We start from the raw sequence: 22100 nt of genomic DNA on the forward strand, positions 1-22100 counted from the left end.
CTGCTGCACCCGAGATCCAAGCAGAGGTGACTATGGAACGGCACCTGCTGGAATCGCTGTTGGCCGGTGACGACCAGGCGTCCGTGATGGCTCTGGCCACCCTCCGCAGCGGCGCCACCTACTGGGTGGCAGACCGTGCACAACCCGCAGGCCAGCATGCCGGAGTCTTCAAGCACCGACTGCAGCGCATGCGGATGCACGGACTCGAACCCCTTGGACTGGAAAGAGCAGTGCAGCTCATCCGCGAACATGGCCGGCCGGTGCGCACAGGGCTGATCGATTCTGCCGACCGGACATGGATCACCCTGCTCTTCCTCACCGAGGACGGCAGCGCACTAGTGGCCTGCGCTGGCTGGCCGCTGCCGTTGGTGGCCCAAGAGCCACCACTTCAGGAGCGAGGTGGGGCGATCACCGGCCTGAACTGTGGATTCCCCGCCTTGGACGGAGTGGCCGGCGTGTTCCCCTGCACACCGCGATGCCCCTGACTCCCCGTCCGTTCTGGCACGAGAGTGGCACGGGCCCGCACGCCAGGGCAGGAGCGAGGGAGCTCTAGCTAGGATCTTGCGGGGAGGACTTGTGACTGACGAAGACCCAACTGCAAGCGCATCCCTTGGCGTTCGTGGAGCTGCAGGCGTGATCCTGCTGATTCTTGCGCTCGTTGCCGGGGTGCTGATCGTCCTTCTGCTGCCCTACTTGCCGGCACTCGTGGAATGGGCACTCGTGGGCGAGGAAGTTTAACGCCTGCCCCGCTCCACCCGCGACCGTCCCGGCCACGCCGACCGGGGTCCGATAGCCACGGATGCCTACCGGGTCGGTACCCACAGCATGACGACTATGAAGATCCACACCGGAATGGCGAGAGCCACGACCATCCCAGCAAGAGACCCCACACGGTCAGTCTGGCGCTCGTTCTCGCGTAGTCGTCGCTCTTGGGCACACCTCATTCGACCGTTACTGGGGTCTGCTGCACGCCCGACCGAACATACCCGCGTATGGATTGTGCTCACCGGTGTCGGGGTTGATGCCTACTGCCAATAGGCGACGGGCCTCACGCACGTGAACGAAGCACGGAATCCGCCTCCGGCGCTCCACATGCCGAACTCACCCTGGAAGAGACGGAGGAGGTACTCGACCACGCCGCAGTCGTGGAAGTGCCCTCCCAGGTCGCCACGGCTCCACCCTGCCACGGGCCAGTCGGGCCGCCGGTGGTCAAGAGTGGTTGCGGCGGTTGCTGTATTTCACTGCTGTACACGCTGCCATGCCGGGACTCGCTGCTGGCACCAAGCCAAGCGATCTGTCACGGGCAATCCGGGGTGCCTGTCGACAACCTACGTTCGTGGTCGATGGAGCTGAGGAGGGGCCAGGATCGCCAGCCCGTGATCACCGAGCCTCCCGCTCGCGTTCCTTCGGTCGGCGCCGAGACGGCCCGGGCGGCCTGCCCGTCCGATCAGAGCGACGCGCTCGGCGGCGTCGTCGCTCCCGCCACCGGCGCCCCGCATCGGAGATCGGCCCACCAGCCATCAGCAGGCCCGCAAGGAACGCACAGTCCGCGAGACTCTTGGCCACGCCTAGCAGTCGTGCTAGGTCCCATGACCCGATGGTTATCAACGGCCAGGCGACCAACACCGGGCCCGCCATTCTCCGCCACAGCGGGCGCCTCTCTTCCATGTGCCGGACGGTACCTGGCCGCTGCGGCGCGGTTCTCACGCGGTCGGTGCGTAGAGGCTTTGGGCGGGAGCCGCCATGGGGCGAGAGATCGGGGCCCGTACGCTGGCCGCGAATCGGGCTGGCTCCTTGCCTGCCCGCAATAGCCCGATGTGGGCCACGATCTTCGAGGCTCGCCCCGTGGTGGCTGCCTAAAGCATCGGAGCGTCGGCCGCCCCAGCCACCGCGGTTCTCGCCTTCATGCTCTCGGCCTACCCATGCTGGCGCGCGGCGGCGGACGGCCGTGCCGAGCGGGACGGAGGCAGGAGCGTGGGCGCGGCCGGACGCGGGCCGCGCGCCCGGCGGAGCGTGAGCGACGCCGGGTGCCTTGATGAAGTAGAGAAACTCTTACCGCGCTAGTGCCTCAGTGTCGCGAGGCTGCCTTGGTTGAGCGCGATGCGTGTGGCGAGGTCGTGTAGTGAACACTCGATCTGAGCGTTCGGGATGGGCCTGAGGTCCGTGATGTCTGGGGCCCGTCAAAAAGGCCCGCACCATGATCGGTGCGGGCCTTTTCCCTTGTGCCCCAGGCAGGATTCGAACCTGCGACACCCGCTTTAGGAGTTCGATCGGGGCCTGAGGCAGCGTGCCGGAACGGGCCCTCGTGGCTACTCGGCAATCCGGTTGGAGATGCTGCTGTCCGCCCTTGTTCCGGGTCGTTGATGTCAGCTGGTGATGTCAGCCGTGCGGCCTGCGCGCTAACGGGCAGTGCTGTTGCCCGCTCGCGGCTTTGGGTGCGTGTCAGTGTGTGCGGCTATGGTGCGTCTGCCACCAAGGGCAACACTCTGGGGAGGGGCTTTGGGCGCCAAGACGGGACTGCTGGTGTACGCCGACGGCGATGTACCGGGGTTGCTGCGACGAGTGGGGGCGGCGGACCTTGATCGGACGGCCACCATGATGCGCCGGCTCTACCCGGGCTGGGGGATCGAGGAGTGCGAGGGCTCGACCCTCTGGGACGGCGTGTACCCCCCGAAGGGGACGGCGTACGCGGCCAGCTGGCCGGGCGTGGAGGTCATCGGAGATCAGAGGGTGATGATCGACGCACCTTCCCAGCTCCCCGAACACCTCGTGGCGGCAAGCGCCGGCCGACGGCTCGTCCTGCACGCCATGCACAGCGTCGTCGACTGGCTCGCGTTTGCCGTGTGGGAAGACGGACGCCTCGTCCGCTCCCTGAGTCTGTCGCCGGACAGCGGCGTCATCGAGAACATCGGCGAACCGCTCCCCTTTGAACTGCCCTACTGGGCCGGAGACCGCCCGGCCGACGTCGTCCCGTGGCCGGGCGAGGAGGAAGAGCCGTACGCCCTGCCCTTTCACCCCTTGGATCTGGGCGAAGACGCGCTGCGCGCGCTCTGCGGCTTCATCCAGGAGGGCCGTCCCGAGCCCGATGACGTCGACGCAGACGCCATCAAGCTGTACGGATTCCATGTGCGGGACCCACAAGGGCCTGATCCTGCGGAACAGGAAGCGGAGTTGCGCAGAGCTGTGGAAGCCATGGATCCGCCGCGCGTCTACACACTGGGCCCTGACGGCTCACTGATAGAGCGCGACGGCCTTTAGTTCACGACCTCTTCGTCCCGAAGCAATGCGCGCGACCCTGTGACCTGGGGTCGAATGATCCGTGACCTGCGGGAACTGTTCCTGGGCGTCCGTGGTTGTCCGCATCGGTGCGGGGTCGTTGTAGCGCAGTTAGACACTCAGCCCGGCTCGGCGCTGGGTTCGACTCTGGCGCTTGGTTGCTCGTTTTCGGAGGCTGCGGCGAGATGACGGCGGCAGAGGTCGGCGGCCGTGAGGTGGGACTCGTGTAGAGCGTGGCTGTATAGCCGCATCTCGCGGGCCGCGCGGTCCAGGTGCTGCCAGAAGATGAGCGGGAGGTTCAGGTCGTAGCCGAGATCGACCAGGCAGTCGAAAGCGAGTCCGAATTCGTTGTGATCCAGGAACTCGACCGTGGTTGATAGGTCGAGGCTCGGGAGCCCCGCCAGTTGGTCCTGGGCCGCAGCGAGGTGGGCGCGTGTCCGGTTCCAGCTGACCTGGAGGCTCTCGCGGTCGTCGTTCATTGCGCCAGTGTCGCCGGTGCTGGTGGTGTCACAGCGGATGACCCTCTCGATGCGAACTATGGGCGCGATGGTCGCTGAGGTCGGGCAGCTACGTCGGCCGGTCGTCCAAGGTTCGTGGCGGTTGGTCGAGGGCGCGGTGGTTGCTGTACTTCGCTGCTGTCAATCGAGAAAGTAAGACCAGAACGGGATCTGGACGTATCGGTGGTCATCGGGCGTCGGCACAGGGCGGCCAAACTCGTGATGGAAGTAGTCGACCAGATCGGTGCCGTAGTAAATGATGTCCGTCTGGTACATCGACAACACTGGCGTACCGGTCCGGTCTGAATCGCCCAGTAGGTACCGGTGTGAGTAAATCGGCACCATCACGGGGACTTTGGCCATGTAGGTGCGGGCCAAGTCCAACGCGTCTTGAGCGGCCGCCGGCCGCGGAACCCAGTCTGGGTGCCAGAAACCGTTTCGCTCCACGTCGAACAGCACGCCCTCCACCGGCCAGGACAGGCGCCCCGCCAGATCCTCTGGGTCCCCGTCGCGCCAATCGGGCCAACTCTGGCTGCCTACCGGCAGACCCTCACCGAGAAGGGCCCGATGCTCCGGAGCGAAACGGAATCCCCAGCGCTCCTCGACTCCATCGAGTTCCCGCTCGCTCATGCCCTGCTCGATCTCGACCCCGGCATGGAGCATGGAGAGCAGTGCGCGGGCATCTTTCGGGGTCAACGGGTTCTCAGGGCTGATTGCAGTCATGATCGGAACGGTAGAGCATCCGGGCGGCGACCAGGAAGGTCAGTTCTTCTGGAAGTGGTGCGGCAAGCGTCCCACCTGGGCGGGTCTGTCGCGCCCGGCTTATGACCTGCGTCGATGCCGTGAACGGTTGTCATCGTGTGTCAACGTTGGCTCACCTCGGACGGCCCGGAGACGGCCCACGTTCAATCGGACTCGTGTACCTCTTGATCGTCGTCATCCTCGGCCGAAGCTGCGATCAGGCGCCGACGAGCTTGCTCAAGTCGACCAACGTAGTCCGGCATGAAGATCTCTGGCAGCGTGGTTTCTAGGGTGCCCGAGATCGCGTACACAGCAGACCAGACTGCCTTGTCTGGCACGATCGCGCTCAGCTGGTCGGACTTCATCATCACTTCGTACAGCCAGTCCGACAGCACGAACGCTTGATCGCGGGTGAGCTTTATGATCACCGGTTCCTCGTCCACCCGGGCACCGTACCTCGCGGTCGGTGTGGAGAGGCTTTGGGCTGGAGCTGCCATGGGGCGAGAGATCGGGGCCCGTAAGCTTGCGGCGACTCGGGCGGTCTGTGGACCTGCCCGCTAAGGCCCGATGTGGGCCCCGATCTTCGAGGCTCGCCCCATGGTGGCTGCCTAAAGCATCGGAGCGCCGGCCGTCCCAGCCACCGCAGTTCTGACCTCATGCCCCTCGGCCTACCCTCGCTGGCGCGCGGTGGCGGACGGCGCGCCGAGCGGGGCGAAGACTGGAGCGTGGGCGCGGCCGGACGTCGGCCGCGCGCCCGGCGGAGCGTGAGCGACGCCGGGTGCCTTGATGAAGTAGAGAAAGTCTTACCGCGCCACGTTCTGGGCTGTGTTGCCGCGTTCCGCGCGGAACTCGTCCAAGAGGCTGAAGAACAGATCCAGGGGCGGAGTGCCCGCCGCTTCTGCTGCCAGTTCGATCTCCCTTGACCAGCCTAGGGAGCTCTCGTAGCCCAAGTCGAGCCGCAGCCCGAGCCACTTGTTGAACGGTCCGCCGGGGTCGAAGTCTGTCGTCGACGGAATCCCGTTGATCTCGCATGCCACGCGGTACCCGTACAGGACCGAGGCGAGGTGATGGATGGAACTGCCTCGCACGTACATGCCTGGCCGTAGGCGCACGTCATCGAGGTAGTCGTGTACGTCCTTCAGCTCGTGCAAGGGTCTCGGCCGGGGGAGCTTGGGACTGCTGGTCATGCTGATGCCTCCAGGAGCCGCCGGCCGTCGTGACTTCGGACGTGCGGCCCTGCTCCGTCCAGTGCATCGAGCAGGCGGACCGCGTAGACCTCGCCCATCCGCTCGGAGACTTCTTCGGGCGTGAGCCAGTCGACTGCCGTGGACTCGTCGGAGGTGCGCTCGGTGCCGCCGGAGGGCTTGCAACGAAAGACCAGGGCGACGATGCCGCGGGTGGTGTTCTTGTAGACCCCGGTGAGCTGGTCGACCTCGACGTGGATGCCGGTCTCTTCCCAGACTTCGCGCTTCACGCCGTCTTCGGGTGCCTCGTCCAGTTCCAGGACGCCGCCCGGGAGTTCCCAAGTTCCGTTGTCGGCACGGCGGATCGCCAGGAGCCGGCCGTCTTCGCGCACTACGGCTCCCGCCACTGATACGGAGTGCAGCGCTGGCGTCGGTGTGGGCCCCTGCGATTTACTCATGTACAGGAGCATAGGAGGGGGAGAAGGACTATGGGAACTGCGGTAGGAGGGGCGAGGTCGGTGCCTCGGTATGTGGAGATCGCCGATGAGATCGTTCTGCAGATCCGGCAGGGTGTTCTCAAGCCTGGCGATACGGTGCCGAGTGAGTCGGAACTGATGGACCGCTACGGCGTCTCCGGTGGCACGATCCGCCGAGCGATGACGGAGGTCCGCGCGAGCGGCCTGGTGGAGACCCGGCACGGCAAGGGCTCGACGGTCAAGGACCGCCCGCCTGTGCGGCATCGGTCGTCGGACCGCTTCCGTCGCTCGCTTCGCCGGGGTGGCAAGGCCGCGTACCTGGCCGAGTCCGAGCAGTCCGGCGCAACGGCGAAGGTCAGCGTCCTCTACATCGGCCCCGTGGAGGCCCCCGAGGACATCGCCGAACGGCTCGGTGTGGAGGCCGGCGCCAAGGTGCTGGCCCGGCGGCGGCTCTACTTCCGCAACGGCACCCCGGTCGAGACGGCCACTTCGTACCTGCCGTGGGACGTGGCAAAGGACATCCCCGAGCTGTTCGCCGAGAACCCGGGCGGCGGTGGCATCTACGCCCGACTGGAAGACCACGGCCACGAGTTCGCAGAGTACGTCGAGACCTTGCAGGCCCGGCCGGCCTCCAAGGCAGAGTCCTCGGAACTGGCGCTCAGCCCCGGTGCACCGGTGATCCACCTCATCCGCAACGCGGTCACCGTGGACGGCCGGGTCGTGGAGGCGTGCGACACGCTCATGGCCGCTGACCAGTTCGTCTTCACCTACCGCATCCCCGCCGTCGACTGACGCTTACTCAACTCCTTGCAGCCCGCCGTGATTTCTTCTTCGCGGCGGGTTGACTCATGTATAGGAGTCGGGCACTCTTCTTCATGTCACTCCTGTGCATGAGTGACTGAGTCGAAGCCTCTATAGAGGAGTGATCTCCTGTGCGTCAGATCCCCGTCGACACCTCCGCCGCCACCGTGATGGTCGCCCAGCCGCCCCAGCCCAAGGTCCGCGACCGCCGCACCGGCGAGATCGCCACCGACGCCGAGACCGGCGCGACGCTGATGACCGTGGACGTGATGTTCGCGGCGAACGGAGAGGTCGAGATCCTGTCGGTCACGGTCCCGCAGCCGGGCATTTCCGGTGAGCTGGTGATGGGCACCCCGGTCGCGATCACCGGCCTGGTCGCCCGGCCGTGGGAGAACGAGTTCAACGGCCAGCGCCGCCACGGGATCAGCTTTCGCGCGGTCGCGGTCACCTCGCTCGCCGCCGGCACCGCGAAGGCGGCCTGACCCATGACCCGCCTCGCGGTCGCGCTGCTGCTGGTCGCCGCCATCGCCCTGATCCTGCGGTGGCGGCGCCCCGCCTGGTACTGGCTGACCTTCGGCGTCACCCTCGCCGTCCTACGGGTCCTGGTCCGCTACGGCTCAGTGATGGAGGCGTGCGGGCTGACCGTGCCTCCGTCCCGCTGGCGCCTGGCCCTCGCCCGGGTTACCAACCGCCCCGCACCCACCTCGCGGGCCCCGCGCATCCTGCGCCTGCGCCCCACCCGCACCGGCCTGGTCCTGCGGTTAGGACTGCGCCCGGGACAGGACGCCTTCGACGTCGCCGCCTCCTGCGACCGGCTGCGGCACTCGTTCGGCATGTACGGCGTCACCTCACGCGAGCTGCGCTCGGGGGTGGTCGAGCTGCGGATGACCGGATACGACGTCCTCAAGCGGGTGCAGATGCCCGCGAAGATCGAGCGCACCCCGATGCGGGTCCCGGTCGCCCTGCGCGAAGACGGCGCCGTCCACTACCGCGACTACCGCACCGTCCCGCACGCCCTGACCCTCGGGGCAACGAAGTCCGGGAAGTCGGTGTACCAGCGGAACCTGGTCGCCGAACTGGCCGCGCAGGATGTCGCCCTGGTCGGTATCGACTGCAAGCAGGGTGTGGAGCTGTTCCCGCTGGCCCGCCGGTTCTCCGCACTCGCTGACAACCCCGACACCGCCGCCGACCTCCTCGACGCCCTCATCGACCGGATGGAGGCCGTCTACCAGCTCATCCGCGCCGAGCAGCGGATCACCGCCGACGTGCCCGATGCGGAGATCGCCGCCGACATCTGGGACCTGCCCGACCACCTGCGGCCGACCCCGGTCGTGGTCCTGGTCGACGAGGTCGCCGAACTCGCCCTGTTCACCACCAAGGACGAAGAGAAGCGCCGCGACCGCATCATCACCGCACTGGCTCGCCTCTCTCAGCTCGGCCGCGCCGCTGGCATCTACCTGGAGATCTGCGGACAGCGCTTCGGCTCCGAACTCGGCAAGGGCATCACCATGCTCCGCGCCCAGCTCACCGGCCGCACCGCACACCGCGTCAACGACGAACCCAGCGCGAACATGGCCTTCGGCGACATCGCCCCCGACGCCGTCCTCGCCGCCATCCAAATCCGCCCCGACACCCCCGGAATCGCCGTCACCGGCGACTCCACCGGCGGATGGGCCCGCATCCGCACCCCCCACACCACGCTCCGCCAGGCCGTCAACGCCTGCAACCGGCACGCCGACCGCACCCCGGACGTGCCCGAACTCGCATCGTTCCGGCCCGCCCTGGCCAACCTCGCCCCGGTGACCGCCCTGGCCGCCAAGACGACGGCCCCGGCTGCGGCCTGATCTCTCCGCGCCCCAACGGCCGGCGCGACCGCCTCGCGCCAAGGTCCCTACCCCTCCCATGCCGCATACCAGGAAGGAGACCGACGATGCCCCGCAAGCTCCGCGTGGACGCCGTCCTCGTACAGGCCGTGATCGCCGGTGCCCTGTCCTTCGCCCACCTGCACGACCTCGCAGCCGCCGCCGGACAGAGCGGCTGGAAAGCCTGGGCCTACCCGGTCTCCGTGGACCTGCTCCTCGTTGCCGCCTGGCGACGGCTCCGCATCCTCCGAACCGACGGTGCCCCGGTGCGTGCCGCGTGGCTGTGGTTCGCGGTGGCCCTGTCCGCCTCCCTCGGGGCGAACATCGCCACCGCGGGGCTCCTCGACCTGGACCACGTTCCGGGCTGGCTGAGCATCCTCGTGGCTGGCTGGCCCGCCCTGGCCTTCCTCGGCGGCACCCTTCTCGTCCACGCCCCCCGCCACCAGACACCGGCACCCGCTCCGGCCCCGGAGTCTTCCGAGACGGCCAGCGTCGAACGCGCCCCTGAGCCCGCGCCGGTGCCGGAAGCCGTCGAGGCAAGCGAGCCCGTCCCGGCCCTGCCCGCCCCCGCGCCGGCCCTTCCGGCGGTCCCGGCCGCGCTCGTGGCCCACGCCCGCAAGGTCGCCGACGACCATTACGCCCGCACCGGGACTGCGATCGACACCGACACGCTCCGCGTCCGGCTCGGCGTCCCCGCCCAGCTGGCCGACGCCATCGCCGCCCAGCTCGCCTGACCCGGAAGGAACTCGCCGCCATGACGCGTGACCCGGCCGGCCTGACCGCCGCCGACTACCTCGACAGCGCCCGCGAGATGACCACCGCGGGTCGGCCCTACCTCGCCCACCTGCTCGCCGAGGAAGCCGCCCGCCTCACCGCCGACCCGGCCACCGCCGCCAGCATCCGCGCCTCGTTCCCCGACCCGGCCACGACCCGAAAGGAGACCGACTGACATGCCCGCCCGCGACTTCTTCCACTCCGTGATGCGCATCGGCCCGGTGCAGATCGGCACCCACCGCGACCGGCACGGCCAGACCAAGCACGCCGCGGTGTGCACCAACGACCGCTGCGGCTGGTCCGCCGACTACTCCAGCCAGTCAGCCGCCCAACTGGCCGCCCGCACCCACCGCTGCACGGTCCGATAGGAGGCAGACCCGTGGACGTCCCGCTCTGGTTCGCCCTGATCGTCGTCGGCTACCTCGGCTGCAAACTCATACGCCCGCCGCTCTGGCTCGTCCTGGTGCTGCTCCTGGGCGGCTACCTCATCGCCGACAGCCTCCTCGCCCCTGCCATCGACACCGTCATCAAGTAGGGAGACCGCTCATGCTCCGCCCGAAGATCCCCACCAACCCCACACCTACCGGCACCGTGATGCCGCTGCCCGTCGAGCCCGTCGTCGGTGTCGTCCAGCCCACCCCGGCGCCGGCACCCGCGCCTGTTCCCATGGCTGCGACGTCGTCCCGGCCCGTCGTGCAGCTCACCCCGGGCGCCCTGATCGCGCTCGTCGGCAGCGGCACCGCCGTGGTCCTGGTCGTCGGCACGGTCCTGGTCTCCATGCTCCTGGCGGTCGCCGTCACCGCCGCCTCGGTCGCCGTCTGCGCCGTCGTCCTGCGCTCGATGCTCAACGGCCAGCACAAGCACCGTTGACCGGCCCCCGGGGCGGCCTCGATACCGCCAAGCATCACACCGCCCCGGGAGCCGTGCCCCTGCCCGAACCAGAGATCCGGAAGGAACCCCCATCATGACCCACCCCACACCCCCGGCACGGATCTGCCCGGCCTGCGACGGCTTCGCCTCCGCCGCCATCACCCTCGGCGGCCGCGACCGGCACGGCCACCTGCGCACCCTCACCGTCCACTGCCCGAACTGCCACGGCACCGGCACCCGCTCCCCCCGCACGGCTGCCTCAATCGCCGGGGGCCGCGCGTGACCGACACCGCGACCCTCGCGGGCCTGGACCCGACTACCCTCGGCGACCTGCTGCGGGTGGCCGGGTCCCCCGGCTTCCACCGCTGGGAAGACCAGATACGCCGCACCGGCGGCTGCTCCGACCCCATCCACCTGAGCGGCTGGACCCTCACCAAAGATCGCACGACCGGCGAGACCCTCCACCACTACTCCACCGAACACGAGCCCGGCGGACGCCTCCGTATCGCCTGCGGCAACCGCCGCGCCTCCCGCTGCCCGGCCTGCGCCTGGACCTACGCCGGAGACACCTACCACCTCATCCGCGCTGGCCTCGCCGGTGACGACCGCCGCGACATCCCCGCCACCGTGCGGGATCACCCCCGGGTCTTCGCCACCCTCACCGCCCCCTCGTTCGGGCGCGTCCACAACCGGCCCGACACCGGACGCTGCCGCTGCGGCACCCGACACGCGGCCGACGACCCGGCACTCGGGACCGCGCTCGACCCGGCCACCTACGACTACGCGGGGGCGGTGCTGTTCAACAACCACGCCGGGCAGCTGTGGCAGCGGTTCACCAACCGGCTCCGCCGCGAGATCGCCGCCCGCGCCGGCCTCACCCAACGCGCCCTGGCAGAGGTCCTGCGCGTCTCCTTCGGCAAGGTCGCCGAATTCCAAAAGCGCGGAGCCGTCCACTTCCACGCTGTCATCCGCCTCGACGGCCCCGAAGGCCCCGACACCCCGCCCCCGTTCTGGGCCACCACCCAGTTACTCGAGGACGCCGTCCGGGCTGCCGCACGCCACGGCTACACCTCGATCACCGTCCCCGCCGCCGGTGACCAACCGGCCCGCACCTTCCGCTGGGGGACCCAGCTCGACGTCCGCCCGGTCAAGGCGTTCGGGGACGGCTCCGACATCACCGAACAGGCCGTGGCCTCCTACGTCGCCAAGTACGCCACCAAAGCCGCCGAGAACACCGGCACCCTCGACCGCCGCATCGGCGAACTCGCCGAACTCGACCGCCACCAGGTGCCCGACCACGCCCGCCGGCTCATCCAAGCCTGCCGCGACCTGGACGACCTCTACCCCGACCGGCGGCTGTGGGCCTGGGCACACATGCTCGGCTTCCGCGGCCACTTCTCCACCAAATCCCGCCGCTACTCCACCACCCTCGGGGCGCTGCGCCAGGAACGCGCCGACTACCGCGCCGCCCAAGAGCACGCGGACCTCGGCCTGGAGCCCATCGAGCCGGACACCGTCCTGGTCCTGGCCGACTGGCAATACGCCGGCCACGGCCACACCCCCGGCGAATCCCTCCTTGCCGCGTCGATCGCCCGGGACCTCCAGCTCAACCGTGAAACCGCCCGTGAAGCCCTGCGCGACCAACTGGCCCTGGAAGGAGCCGCAGCATGACCACCGCCACCGCGGAACTGCTGACCGTGCCGGAAGTCATGGCCCGGCTCAAGCTCGGACGCTCCACCGTCTACGACCTGATCCGCTCGCGCCGCCTGGTCTCCATCACCATCGGCCGCGCCCGCCGCATCCCCGCCGACGCCCTACGGGACTTCATCGCCCACGAGACCGAGGAGGCCGCTGCCTGATGCCCGGACAGCGCAAGCGCAACCCCAACGGCGCCGGCACCATCACCAAGCGCAAGGACGGCCGCTACCAAGCCGCCGTCTACGTCCTCCAACCGGACGGCACCCGGGCCCGCAAGTTCGCCTACGGCAAGACCTGGGCCGAGTGCGACGCCAAGCGCCGAGAACTCCTCGATAAGGTCGACAGCGGCATTCCCGTGCCCACGCGATCCGCCAAGCTCTCCGAGTGGCTGCCGTACTGGCTGGAGAACATCGTCAAACCGCGTCGCAAGCTCAGCACGTATGACAAGTACGAAGCGCACGTGCGTCTCTACCTCGTGCCCCGGCTCGGGTCGAAGCGCCTGGAGTCCCTGAGTGTCCCTGACGTCCGCCGCTTCCTGAACGGCCTGGAGCGCGACACCACCGGCCCAACCGCCAAGGAGTCCCACCGTGTTCTGCGTACGGCGCTCTCGGCGGCCTGCCGCGAGGAACTGGTGGCCCGCAACGTGGCGGCGTTGGTCGAGCCGCCTCGGCCTCGGGCCCGTGAGCTGAGCCCATGGACACTCGACGAGACGCTGACCTTCCTCGCCGTTGCGCGCAAGGACCCGCTCTACGCGGCCTTCGTGCTCGCCATCGCCATGGGCCTACGCCGGGGTGAAATCGTCGGGCTCCGTTGGGCGGACGTCGACCTGGACAAGCGCGTCCTCTACGTCCGGCAGCAGACGCAGCGCCGGCGCGGAGTGCTCTACGACGACGACCCCAAGGGCCGCCGTCGTCGGGCGGTGCCGATGCCCGCGCTGTGCATCGCGCCTCTGCGCTGGCACCGGATGCGGCAGGCCGCCGTCCGGCAGCGTGCGGGGGAGCAGTGGCAGGGGAACGGCGACTACGTCTTCACCACCCGGACCGGTCGACCGATCGAGCCGCGCAACCTCTACCGCTCGTTCACCCGGGTCGCAGACAGCGCCCAGCTCCGCGTCATCCGGCTGCACGACGCTCGGCACGGCTGCGCCACGCTGCTGACCGCGGCCGGCGTGGCTCCCCGCGTGGTGATGGAGATCCTCGGCCACAGTCAGATCAGCATCACCATGGACGTGTACACACACGTCGTGCAGGACACTCAGCGCGAGGCCATCAGCCACATGGACCGGCTGTTGAGGAGGCGTGTCGACCGCGGCTGACCGCCGCCGTTGATGTCGAAAGTGGATGTCAAAGGCCCCGGACCTTGATCGGTCCGGGGCCTTTTCCCTTGTGCCCCAGGCAGGATTCGAACCTGCGACACCCGCTTTAGGAGAGCGGTGCTCTATCCCCTGAGCTACTGAGGCGGAAGCGTTGGACAGCCTAGCGGATGCGGCTCAGGGGCGTGCCGTCGATTGCCGTGAGTCCCGGCTGCGTGGCGCCGTGCGAGGGGCGTCAGCCGCAGGGCGGGTCGTCGTCAAGGTCGTCGTCGAGACCGGCGGCGGTGAGGTCGGCGGCGGTGAGGGCGGCGGTCAGGCGGTCGACGCGGGCGCGCAGGTCGTTGATCTCCTCCAGGCCGAGACCCGTGGCGGCGGAGATGCGGCGCGGGACCTGGAGGGCCTTGTCGTGGAGCGCGGCGCCGGCGTCGGTGAGATGGACGGTGACGGAGCGCTCGTCGTCGGCGGAACGCTCACGGCGTACGAAGCCGGTGGCCTCGAGGCGCTTGAGGAGCGGGGAGAGGGTGCCGGAGTCGAGGCGCAGGTGCTCGCCGATCTTCTTGACCGGCAGGGCGCCGTGCTCCCAGAGCACGAGCATCACCAGGTATTGGGGGTAGGTGAGGCCGAGGTCCTTGAGCACGACGCGGTAGACGCCGCCGAAGGCGCGCGAGGCGGCGTGCAGAGAGAAGCAGATCTGGTTCTCGAGCCGGAGGTGGTCCCCGGCACGGGCGGGCGCGGTGGCGGTCATGGGTCCAGGGTAGCCCGACTGCGCGTTTTAGTTGTGCACAATCAAGTTGTGTGCTCTACTTGTCGTCAACGGAACCGCAACCGATGAAAGAGGACGTTCCATGGACGCGCTGTACACCGCTGTCGCCACCGCCAACGGCCGCGACGGGCGCGCCGTCAGTTCCGACGGACAGCTCGACCTGGCGCTGGCCATGCCGCCGGCGCTCGGCGGCAATGGTCAGGGCACCAACCCCGAGCAGCTCTTCGCCGCCGGCTACGCCGCGTGCTTCGCCAGCGCCCTCGCCCTGGTCGGGCGGCAGGCGAAGGTGGACACCAGCGAGATCTCCGTGACCGCCGAGGTGACCATCGGCAAGGACGAGACGAGCTTCGGGCTGGCGGTCGTGCTCCGCGCCGAGCTGCCGTCGGAGCTGGAGAACGAGGCCGGCCGCGCCCTGATCGAGCAGGCCCACCAGGTGTGCCCGTACTCCAAGGCGACCCGGGGCAACATCCCGGTCGAGCTCGTCGTGGAGTAGTCATCGGGAAGTACGGACGGGAAGTGCTGAAGGCCCCGGGCGCGCGGTAGCGCCCGGGGCCTTCGGGTGTGCGCGGGGCCGGTCCGGAGGCGGCTCAAGCGCTGCCGCGATGACCGGTGTTGATTGTGACTCAGGTCACAAGCGGTCTCGAAATATCCGGGGAACGGCTCCCCGTTTACACCTACGTCGCACAAACGGGGAGTTGCTCCCCGGAACCGAGCGCCACCGAGACAGAGAGGAGTGCCTGCCGTGACAGTCGCCACCGTGAAGCTTCGCGCGGACGCCACGCGCAACCGTGAGCGGATCATCGTCGCCGCACGTGAGGCGCTCCTCGAGCACGGTGTCGACGCCCCGCTCGACGAGATCGCCAAGCGGGCCGGCGTCGGCAATGCCACCGTTTACCGGCACTTTGCCGACCGCCAGGAGCTCTCGCTCCACGTGACTTTGTCGGTGATGGACCGGATCACTCAGCGGGCCGAGGAGGCGCTGGCGCAGGAGCCGGACGCCTTCGACGCGCTGCGCCGTTTCGTGCACGAGGCGGCCGACGAGCGTGTGGGTGCGCTGTGCCCGATGCTTTCCACCGGATTCGGCAAGGGGGACGCGCGGCTCGAAGAGCGCCGCATACGCTTGGAGCACGCGATTGAGGAGCTGATGGCCGCCGGGCGGCGGTCCGGACGGCTCCGCGCCGACATCGACGTCGGCGACGTGATGGTGGCCGTCAGCCAGCTGACGCGGCCGCTGCCCGGTAAGCACTGCGGCAGCATGGACCGCTTCATCCGCCGTCATCTGCAGCTGTTCGTGGACGGCCTGGAGACGCCGGCGCGCTCCGAACTCCCGGGTGACTCCGCCACTTTCGAAGATCTGCGGCAATGTCGCTGAGCTCCGCCTGCCGAACGGGCGCCCTCGCGTAATTCACTCGCCCACAACATTTCCGTTACGTATCGTAAGTCCTCTTCGTCTTCAATGTCGTCATCTCTTCGTACCGTTAGTGAGTTCACCCATGCCTGATACGGCACACGCCCAGCGCTGGAAGGCGCTGGCCTTCATCGCGATAGCCCAGCTGATGGTCGTCCTCGACGGCACCATCGTGAACATCGCGCTTCCCTCCGCCCAGACCGACCTGGGCATCTCCGACGCCAACAAGCAGTGGGTCATCACGGCCTACGCGCTGGTCTTCGGTGGCCTGCTGCTCTTCGGCGGACGCATCGCCGACCTGTGGGGCCGCCGCCGCACCTTCGTCACCGGCCTGATCGGCTTCGCCGCGGCCTCCGCGGTCGGTGGCGCAGCCGCCAACGAGGCGGTCCTCTTCGGCGCCCGAGCGCTTCAGGGTGCCTTCGGCGCGCTGCTCGCGCCGGCCGCGCTGTCGCTCCTCGCGGTGATGTTCACCGAGGCCAAGGAGCGCGCCAAGGCGTTCGGCATCTACGGCGCCATCGCCGGTGGTGGCGGTGCCGTCGGTCTGATCCTCGGTGGTGTGCTCACCGAGTACCTGGACTGGCGCTGGACGTTCTTCGTCAACATCCCCTTCGCCGCCGTCGCCGCGTTCGGTGCCATGCGCTTCGTCCAGGAGCCCGCCGGCAGCCGCAACAGCAGCGGCCTGGACATCCCCGGCGTCGTGCTGGCCACCGCCGGCCTGGTCTCCCTGGTCTACGGCTTCACCCGGGCCGAGACCCACGGCTGGAGCGAGGGCACCACCATCGGCCTGTTCGTGGCAGCGGTCGTGCTGCTCGTCGCGTTCGTGGCCGTCGAGGCCCGCGTGAAGGCCCCGCTGCTGCCGCTGCGCGTGGTGACCGACCGCAACCGCGGTGGCGTCTACCTCTCGCTGGGCCTGGCGATCATCGCGATGTTCGGCCTGTTCCTCTTCCTCACCTACTACCTGCAGGTCGTCCAGGGCTACTCCGCGCTGAAGACCGGCTTTGCCTTCCTCCCGATGATCGCGGGCATGATCACCGGCTCGACGCAGATCGGCGCGCGCCTGATGACCCGCGTCCGTCCGCGCCTGCTGATGACCCCGGGCTTCCTGGTGGCGGGTCTGGGCATGCTGATCCTGACCCAGCTCTCGGTCGACAGCTCCTACGCGGGCCTGGTCCTGCCGGCCGAGATCCTGCTCGGTCTCGGCATGGGTACGGCCTTCATGCCGGCCATGAGTCTGGCCACGCACGGTGTCGAGCCGCGTGACGCCGGTGTCGCCTCCGCCATGGTCAACACCTCGCAGCAGGTCGGCGGTGCCATCGGTACGGCGCTGCTGAACACCATCGCGGCCAGCGCCACCACCACCTGGGTCGCTGCGCACGCGGCCGAGGCCCGCACGCTCGGCAAGCAGGGCTTCGTCAACGCCGCGGCCGTGCACGGCTACTCCACCGCGATCTGGTGGGCGGTCGGCATCCTGGCCCTCTCCGCGATCATCGCCTTCACCTTCGTCAACACCAGCGGTGGCGGCGGTGTGGTGGCGGCGTCCGGCAACAAGGACGCCGAGGACGCCGAGGAGGTCGCCGTCCCGGTGATCGCCCACTGACGGACGCGTCGACGACGACGGCACGCCGGACGGCGAGCACGGCGAAGGGCCCCGCTTCATGGGAGGAAGCGGGGCCCTTCGCATTGCGTGAGACTGCCGGGCACCATCGGCCCTACTGGCCGAACTGGACGGACCGCTTGGCCAGGCCCATCCAGAAGCCGTCGATGACGCTGCGCTGGTCGCCGAGGTCGTCCCCGGCCGCACCCATCGTGATGAACAGCGGCGCGAAGTGCTCGGTCCGCGGGTGGGCGAGCCGTCCGGCGGGGGACTTGTGCTCGAAATCCAGCAGGGCGTCCACGTCGTGTGCGTCCAGCGCGCGGTGCCCCCAGTCGTCGAACTCCGCCGACCAGCCCGGCACCCCGCCGGCGTGCCGCAGGGCGGCCAGGTTGTGGGTGAAGAAGCCGCTGCCGACGATCAGCACGCCCTCGTCGCGCAGGGGGGCGAGCCTGCGCCCGATGTCCATGAGCTTGTGCGGGTCGAGGGTGGGCATCGCGACCTGCAGGACGGGGATGTCCGCGTCCGGGTACATCTGCACGAGCGGGACGTACGCGCCGTGGTCCAGGCCCCGGTCCGGGGTGTCCTGGACAGGGGTGCCCGCGCCGCGCAGCAGTTTGCGGACGGAGTCGGCCAGCGCGGGCGCGCCGGGGGCCCCGTACCGCACCTCGTAGTAGCGGCGGGGGAAGCCCCAGAAGTCGTGGACGAGCGGGACGGTGGTGGTGGCGCCGAGTGCGAGCGGGGCCTCCTCCCAGTGCGCGGAGACCATGAGGACCGCCGTGGGGCGGGGGAGCCCCGGCGGACCAGGCGGCAAGCTCGCCCGGCCACACCGGGTCGTCGGCGAGGGGCGGGGCGCCGTGCGAGAGGTAGAGGGCGGGCATGCGCATCGGGGGTTCCTCAGGCCGGGAGGTCGAGGGTGTGGTGGGTGTGCTCGGCTTTGGCGCGCAGGTAGCGCACGTTGTCCTCGGACAGGTGTACCGCGGTCGGTACCTGCTCGGTGATCGTGACGCCGAGCGCGGACAGCTGCGCCGCCTTGTCGGGATTGTTGCTGAGCAGGCGGACGGCGTCGACGCCGAGGGCGCCGAGCATCTGGGCGGCGGCGGTGCAGTCGCGTTCGTCGTCGAGGCGGCCGAGGGCGCGGTTGGCGGCGTAGGTGTCCAGGCCGCCGTCCTGGAGGGCGTACGCGTCGATCTTGGCGTACAGGCCGATGCCGCGGCCCTCCTGGCGCAGGTAGAGCAGGTGGCCGCCGGTCTCGGCGATGCGCTGGACGGCTTCGCGCAACTGGGGGCCGCAGTCGCAGCGCGCGGAGCCGAAGACGTCGCCCGTCAGGCACTCGGAGTGCGGGCGGACCAGCGGCGACGCCGCGCCCTCGTAGGGGCCGAGGCCGAGCGCGATGTGCTCCTTGCCGTCGGCGAGGCCGGTGAAGGTGAAGACGTCGGCCGGGGTGCTCCAGCCGTCGGGGAACCGCAGGGGGATCCGCACCCGGGTGCGGATGGCCGCGGGCGGTGGGGCGGGGGCTGCGTCCGGTGCGGTCTGGGCGGTCGTCATACGGGTCCCTCGCCTGAAGAGTTCCTTGAAGGTTCAAGCCGGCGAGGGAAACGTACCGCGATTGCTTGAAAGTTCAAGGTCTACTTCGTAGAGTGTGGTCATGACCACGAGAGCCCCCGAACCCCGCTGGCTGAGCGAGGAGGAGCAGTGCGCCTGGCGCGCGTACATGGCGGCCACACAGTTGGTCTCGGACGCACTCGACCGGCAGCTCCAGCGTGACGCGCGGATGCCCCACGCCTACTACTCGCTGCTGGTGTGGCTCTCGGAGACCCCCGACCGCCGGATGCGCATGACGGAGCTGGCCGAACGCTCGAAGATTACGCGCAGCCGGCTCTCCCACGCCATATCCCGGCTGGAGGAGAACGGCTGGGTCCGCCGGGAGAACTGCCCCTCCGACCGCCGCGGCCAGCTCGCGGTGCTCACCGACGAGGGCTTCGCCGCCCTCGCCGAGGCCGCTCCCGGCCATGTGGAGGCGGTGCGCGGAGCGATCTTCGACCGGCTCTCGGAGGAGCAGGTGCGCCAGCTCGGTGAGATCTGCCGGGTCATCGCCGAGGGACTGCAGCCGCAGAACGGAGCGATGGACCTTCCCTGGCTGCGCTGAACGCGCGCCGGTTCAGGCCAGGTCCTTCTCGTACCAGGCGACGTCCCAGTAACGGCCGAACTTCCGGCCGACCTCGCGGTAGACGCCCAGCGGGCGGAAGCCGAAGCGGGTGTGCAGGCGGACGGACGCCTCGTTGGGCTGCGCGATCCCGGCGTAGGCACGGTGCAGGTCCTCGCCCCGCAGGGCCTCGAAAAGCGCCGTGTAGAGCAGGGTGCCTACGCCGCGGCCCCCGGCCTCCGGGGCGCAGTACACGGAGGTCTCCACGGAGGTGGAGTACGCGGCCTTCGGGCGGAACGGGCTGCTCGTGGCGTATCCGAGCAGGGTGTTCGTGCCGTCCGGTTTCGTCTCGTGGGCAACCAAAAGGCGGTGCGGTCCGTCTTCCGGGTGGGAGAGCAGCCAAGGGCGGCGCTGCTCCAGGGACAACGGCTCCAGGTCGAAGGTGATCGGCGTCTCACGGACGTAGTGGTTGTAGAGGTCGGTGAGGGCCTGTAGGTCCTCCTCCCCACCCGGCCTGACCTGCACTTCGGCGAACTCGGACAATGATCCACCTCCGGCTGTGGCCGGACAGGGTACTGCAAGATCGTAAAAAACGGGGCGGCGCTTGGGAATTGTGTCCGGATTCCAGTCGTTATCTCTTTTCGAGTGGGCAGCCGAAAGGCACGCGCGAAGCTGCTGAGGGGCAGCTCATTCGATCCGACACCCGACCGAACCTTCGCAAGGGAGCACGCATGGCAACCCGTGCCGTCGCCCGCAGCACCGCAGGCGGGAAGAGCAGCGCTCGCGCAGGCCACGGCGAGATGGCCGACCGTGACCTCGTCGGCATGTACCTCGACGAGATCGCGCGGACGCCGCTGCTCGACGCCGCGCAGGAAGTCGAGCTTTCCAGGGCGATCGAGGCCGGCGTCTACGCCGAGCAGCTCCTCGCAGGCGAGGAGCTGGGTCAGGGAGCGGACGCCGGACGAGAGGAACTGGAGGCGATAGCCGCCGCGGGTGCGCGGGCCAAGGACGTCTTCATCCGTTCCAACCTGCGCCTGGTCGTCGCCGTCGCGCGACGTTATCCGCGCAGCGGCCTGCCGCTGCTCGACCTCATCCAGGAGGGCAACGCAGGCCTGGTACGCGCCGTCGAGAAGTTCGACTACACCAAGGGCTTCAAGTTCTCCACGTACGCGACGTGGTGGATCCGTCAGGCGATCACCCGGTCCATCGCGGACCAGTCGCGCACCATCCGGCTCCCCGTCCACCTGGTGGAGGAGCTGGGCCGGGTGCGCCGGGTGCAGCGTGAGTTCAACCGTGAGCACGGGCGGGACCCGGAGCCCGCGGAGATCGCGGCCGAACTCGGCTCCACCCCGGAACGGATCTCCGACGTACTGGACTGGGCGCGCGACCCCGTGAGCCTGAACATGTCGGTGGATGACGAGGGCGAGACCCAGTTCGGCGATCTCGTCGAGGACACGTCGGCGGCCTCGCCGGAGGACTCCGTACTCGTCATGCTGCGGCGTGAGGAACTGGAGGATCTGATCGACCGGCTCGACGACCGGACGGCGTCCATCATCCGGGCGCGGTACGGGATCGTGGACGGCCGCGAGCGCACGCTGACCGAGGTCGGCAAGCAGCACGGGCTCACGCGTGAGCGGATCCGGCAGATCGAGAAGCACGCGCTGGCGGACCTCAAGCGCATGGCGCGCGCAACGGGGCTTTCCATAGAGGCGGCCTGACCCAGGCGGGCGCCGCTTCCGGCGCCCGCGCCACCACAGACTCGAGCCCCGGTGCCACCCCCCTGCGCCGGGGCTCGACCCCTTCCCCGGGGCGGCTCGATCGGCTTCATGGCCCGCCCGGCCCGGTCGTGCGTCGCTCGTGTGCGTGCGGCCGGGCCTTCGTCATGGCCGGGCGTCGCCCGCCCGTACCCTGGACGGCATGAGCAGCACCCCTGACCCTGCCACCGGGCCCGCAGCGGCCCCCGACCCACGGGCGCCGCGAGACCCCGCCGCAGCGCTGATCTTCGACGACCCGCTGGATCGGCAGTCGTCCGACGACACCGACACCGGCTGGGGCGAGCGCCCCGGCCAGGGTGGTGCGGGAGATCTCGCGCGCTTCCTCGACGAGAAGCCCCCGCACCACATCTGAGGCGGAGCTCGCTACGGATGCGTCCGGTTGGTGCCGCCGTAGCCGTAGGGGGAGGGAATCCCGGGAGCGCTGCCGTGGCCCTGCTGCTGGCGGGCCAGCAGATCGCGTATCTCGGTCAGCAGCTCCAGCTCCGTCGGAGCGGCCACTGCCTCCTCCTTGCCCGCCCTGCGCCGCTCGTTGAGCTTGTTCATCGGCAGGATCAGCAGGAAGTACACGACCGCGGCCGTGATGAGGAAGGTCAGCGCCGCGCCGGCGACCGCGCCCCACAGGAGGCCCACACCCTTCGTGAGCTCGCCGTTGACGACCGTGCAGGGCGGCTCGATGCAGAGGGTGTAGCCGTCGAGGTTCTTGGTGCCGATGGCACCGATCACCGGGTTGATGAGGCCCTTCACGAACGCGTCGACGATCTTGCTGAACGCGGCGCCGACGACGACGGCCACAGCGAGCTCGACGACATTGCCGCGCAGCAGGAAGGCTTTGAAGCCCTTCAAGGGACGATTTCCTTTCGAAGAACGACCGTGCAGTTCGGCCCGAGGGACCCGTGGGGCCCGGTGGTGTCCGCCGGGCGCCGCCG

The 22100-nt window shown here is 69.3% G+C and carries 30 protein-coding genes, 1 tRNA gene and 1 pseudogene; 21 read left to right on the plus strand and 11 right to left on the minus strand.

All coding sequences use genetic code 11. The features are described from left to right. The 3 genes from AC3EUJ_RS31605 to AC3EUJ_RS31615 all read left to right on the plus strand — a co-directional run. On the plus strand, positions 1–485 hold a 485-nt coding region (locus tag AC3EUJ_RS31605), incomplete at its 5' end, for a hypothetical protein (RefSeq protein ID WP_431967439.1). Positions 486–576: 91 nt separating this feature from the next. Then, on the plus strand, positions 577–738 hold the full coding sequence (locus AC3EUJ_RS31610) for a hypothetical protein (protein ID WP_431967440.1): 162 nt from the start codon (positions 577–579) through the stop codon (positions 736–738). A 1761-nt stretch (positions 739–2499) separates the two neighbouring features. Beyond that, complete coding sequence (locus AC3EUJ_RS31615) at positions 2500–3258, plus strand: DUF6928 family protein (RefSeq protein WP_431967442.1); 759 nt, start codon at positions 2500–2502, stop codon at positions 3256–3258. A 137-nt stretch (positions 3259–3395) separates the two neighbouring features. Here the strand turns inward: AC3EUJ_RS31615 and AC3EUJ_RS31620 are convergent, their stop codons facing one another. From AC3EUJ_RS31620 to AC3EUJ_RS31640, 5 genes are all read right to left on the minus strand, one after another. Next, positions 3396–3755: a MafI family immunity protein gene (locus tag AC3EUJ_RS31620; RefSeq protein ID WP_431967444.1), complete on the minus strand. Its 360-nt coding sequence runs from the start codon at positions 3753–3755 to the stop codon at positions 3396–3398. Between the two features lie 159 nt (positions 3756–3914). After that, positions 3915–4496: a hypothetical protein gene (locus AC3EUJ_RS31625; protein ID WP_431967446.1), complete on the minus strand. Its 582-nt coding sequence runs from the start codon at positions 4494–4496 to the stop codon at positions 3915–3917. Positions 4497–4678: 182 nt separating this feature from the next. Further along, complete coding sequence (locus AC3EUJ_RS31630) at positions 4679–4957, minus strand: hypothetical protein (RefSeq protein ID WP_431967448.1); 279 nt, start codon at positions 4955–4957, stop codon at positions 4679–4681. Between the two features lie 360 nt (positions 4958–5317). Beyond that, a complete protein-coding gene (locus AC3EUJ_RS31635; RefSeq protein WP_431967450.1) occupies positions 5318–5701 on the minus strand; it encodes a hypothetical protein in 384 nt (127 codons plus the stop codon). After that, complete coding sequence (locus AC3EUJ_RS31640; RefSeq protein ID WP_431967452.1) at positions 5698–6168, minus strand: NUDIX hydrolase; 471 nt, start codon at positions 6166–6168, stop codon at positions 5698–5700. Before AC3EUJ_RS31640 ends, AC3EUJ_RS31635 begins: the two co-directional genes overlap by 4 nt. Before the next feature lie 18 nt (positions 6169–6186). Between AC3EUJ_RS31640 and AC3EUJ_RS31645 the strand changes: the two genes are divergently transcribed. The 12 genes from AC3EUJ_RS31645 to AC3EUJ_RS31700 all read left to right on the plus strand — a co-directional run bounded on the left by AC3EUJ_RS31645 (position 6187) and on the right by AC3EUJ_RS31700 (position 13494). Continuing rightward, on the plus strand, positions 6187–6966 hold the full coding sequence (locus AC3EUJ_RS31645) for a GntR family transcriptional regulator (protein ID WP_431967454.1): 780 nt from the start codon (positions 6187–6189) through the stop codon (positions 6964–6966). A 140-nt stretch (positions 6967–7106) separates the two neighbouring features. Continuing rightward, the gene (locus AC3EUJ_RS31650) at positions 7107–7457 is read left to right on the plus strand and encodes an SCO3933 family regulatory protein (RefSeq protein WP_319133853.1); all 351 of its coding nucleotides are present in this window, start codon (positions 7107–7109) and stop codon (positions 7455–7457) included. 3 nt (positions 7458–7460) lie between these two features. Then, positions 7461–8819 (plus strand): FtsK/SpoIIIE domain-containing protein, encoded by a 1359-nt coding sequence (locus tag AC3EUJ_RS31655; protein WP_431967456.1) that lies wholly within the window; start codon positions 7461–7463, stop codon positions 8817–8819. Positions 8820–8905: 86 nt separating this feature from the next. Next, positions 8906–9571 carry a DUF2637 domain-containing protein gene (locus AC3EUJ_RS31660; RefSeq protein WP_431967457.1) on the plus strand — a complete coding sequence of 222 codons (666 nt, stop codon included), beginning with the start codon at positions 8906–8908 and terminating at the stop codon, positions 9569–9571. Between the two features lie 20 nt (positions 9572–9591). Then, positions 9592–9786, plus strand: coding sequence for a hypothetical protein (locus AC3EUJ_RS31665; protein ID WP_431967459.1), 195 nt, complete (start codon positions 9592–9594; stop codon positions 9784–9786). A 1-nt stretch (position 9787) separates the two neighbouring features. Beyond that, positions 9788–9979, plus strand: a complete 192-nt coding sequence (locus AC3EUJ_RS31670) for a mobile element transfer protein (protein ID WP_431967461.1) — start codon at positions 9788–9790, stop codon at positions 9977–9979. 11 nt (positions 9980–9990) lie between these two features. Beyond that, complete coding sequence (locus tag AC3EUJ_RS31675) at positions 9991–10146, plus strand: hypothetical protein (protein WP_431967463.1); 156 nt, start codon at positions 9991–9993, stop codon at positions 10144–10146. A gap of 11 nt (positions 10147–10157) precedes the next feature. Next, the gene (locus AC3EUJ_RS31680) at positions 10158–10481 is read left to right on the plus strand and encodes a SpdD-like protein (RefSeq protein WP_431967465.1); all 324 of its coding nucleotides are present in this window, start codon (positions 10158–10160) and stop codon (positions 10479–10481) included. Positions 10482–10575: 94 nt separating this feature from the next. Continuing rightward, positions 10576–10764: a hypothetical protein gene (locus AC3EUJ_RS31685; protein ID WP_431967467.1), complete on the plus strand. Its 189-nt coding sequence runs from the start codon at positions 10576–10578 to the stop codon at positions 10762–10764. Beyond that, positions 10761–12152, plus strand: coding sequence for a replication initiator protein RepSA (gene repSA / locus AC3EUJ_RS31690; protein WP_431967469.1), 1392 nt, complete (start codon positions 10761–10763; stop codon positions 12150–12152). Before AC3EUJ_RS31685 ends, repSA begins: the two co-directional genes overlap by 4 nt. After that, positions 12149–12340 (plus strand): helix-turn-helix domain-containing protein, encoded by a 192-nt coding sequence (locus AC3EUJ_RS31695; RefSeq protein ID WP_329187345.1) that lies wholly within the window; start codon positions 12149–12151, stop codon positions 12338–12340. The genes repSA and AC3EUJ_RS31695 overlap by 4 nt, the downstream gene beginning before the upstream one ends. Continuing rightward, positions 12340–13494 carry a tyrosine-type recombinase/integrase gene (locus tag AC3EUJ_RS31700; RefSeq protein ID WP_431967471.1) on the plus strand — a complete coding sequence of 385 codons (1155 nt, stop codon included), beginning with the start codon at positions 12340–12342 and terminating at the stop codon, positions 13492–13494. Before AC3EUJ_RS31695 ends, AC3EUJ_RS31700 begins: the two co-directional genes overlap by 1 nt. 71 nt (positions 13495–13565) lie before the next feature. Here the strand turns inward: AC3EUJ_RS31700 and AC3EUJ_RS31705 are convergent. Together AC3EUJ_RS31705 and AC3EUJ_RS31710 are read right to left on the minus strand one after the other, a co-directional pair. Next, positions 13566–13638: transfer RNA gene (locus AC3EUJ_RS31705), tRNA-Arg, on the minus strand. Between the two features lie 88 nt (positions 13639–13726). Then, positions 13727–14236 carry a MarR family winged helix-turn-helix transcriptional regulator gene (locus tag AC3EUJ_RS31710; RefSeq protein ID WP_431967473.1) on the minus strand — a complete coding sequence of 170 codons (510 nt, stop codon included), beginning with the start codon at positions 14234–14236 and terminating at the stop codon, positions 13727–13729. Positions 14237–14336: 100 nt separating this feature from the next. On the opposite strand from AC3EUJ_RS31710, the gene AC3EUJ_RS31715 reads away from it, so the two are divergent. The 3 genes from AC3EUJ_RS31715 (at position 14337) to AC3EUJ_RS31725 (ending at position 17259) form a co-directional block, all read left to right on the plus strand. Continuing rightward, entirely contained in the window at positions 14337–14747 is a 411-nt protein-coding gene (locus tag AC3EUJ_RS31715) for an organic hydroperoxide resistance protein (RefSeq protein ID WP_431967475.1), read from the plus strand. Between the two features lie 249 nt (positions 14748–14996). Continuing rightward, positions 14997–15626 carry a TetR/AcrR family transcriptional regulator gene (locus tag AC3EUJ_RS31720; protein ID WP_431967477.1) on the plus strand — a complete coding sequence of 210 codons (630 nt, stop codon included), beginning with the start codon at positions 14997–14999 and terminating at the stop codon, positions 15624–15626. Positions 15627–15747: 121 nt separating this feature from the next. Beyond that, the gene (locus AC3EUJ_RS31725; protein WP_431967479.1) at positions 15748–17259 is read left to right on the plus strand and encodes an MFS transporter; all 1512 of its coding nucleotides are present in this window, start codon (positions 15748–15750) and stop codon (positions 17257–17259) included. A gap of 112 nt (positions 17260–17371) precedes the next feature. Here AC3EUJ_RS31725 and AC3EUJ_RS31730 read toward each other — a convergent pair. Continuing rightward, a pseudogene (locus AC3EUJ_RS31730) lies at positions 17372–18140 on the minus strand (dioxygenase family protein). Between the two features lie 10 nt (positions 18141–18150). Continuing rightward, a complete protein-coding gene (locus tag AC3EUJ_RS31735) occupies positions 18151–18801 on the minus strand; it encodes a GTP cyclohydrolase II (RefSeq protein WP_431967481.1) in 651 nt (216 codons plus the stop codon). A gap of 100 nt (positions 18802–18901) precedes the next feature. Here AC3EUJ_RS31735 and AC3EUJ_RS31740 point away from each other — a divergent pair, with 100 nt between their 5' ends. Beyond that, the gene (locus AC3EUJ_RS31740; RefSeq protein ID WP_431967483.1) at positions 18902–19402 is read left to right on the plus strand and encodes a MarR family winged helix-turn-helix transcriptional regulator; all 501 of its coding nucleotides are present in this window, start codon (positions 18902–18904) and stop codon (positions 19400–19402) included. Positions 19403–19414: 12 nt separating this feature from the next. On the opposite strand, the gene AC3EUJ_RS31745 is transcribed toward AC3EUJ_RS31740, so the two are convergent. Further along, a complete protein-coding gene (locus AC3EUJ_RS31745; protein ID WP_431967485.1) occupies positions 19415–19942 on the minus strand; it encodes a GNAT family N-acetyltransferase in 528 nt (175 codons plus the stop codon). Positions 19943–20130: 188 nt separating this feature from the next. On the opposite strand from AC3EUJ_RS31745, the gene AC3EUJ_RS31750 reads away from it, so the two are divergent. After that, entirely contained in the window at positions 20131–21117 is a 987-nt protein-coding gene (locus tag AC3EUJ_RS31750) for a sigma-70 family RNA polymerase sigma factor (protein ID WP_431967487.1), read from the plus strand. A gap of 199 nt (positions 21118–21316) precedes the next feature. Next, positions 21317–21526: a hypothetical protein gene (locus tag AC3EUJ_RS31755; RefSeq protein WP_431967489.1), complete on the plus strand. Its 210-nt coding sequence runs from the start codon at positions 21317–21319 to the stop codon at positions 21524–21526. A gap of 11 nt (positions 21527–21537) precedes the next feature. Here the strand turns inward: AC3EUJ_RS31755 and mscL are convergent, their stop codons facing one another. Further along, on the minus strand, positions 21538–22017 hold the full coding sequence (gene mscL, locus AC3EUJ_RS31760) for a large conductance mechanosensitive channel protein MscL (RefSeq protein ID WP_431967491.1): 480 nt from the start codon (positions 22015–22017) through the stop codon (positions 21538–21540). Between the last annotated feature and the right edge of the window lie 83 nt (positions 22018–22100).

It is taken from the genome of Actinacidiphila sp. bgisy160 (genome assembly GCF_057707815.1).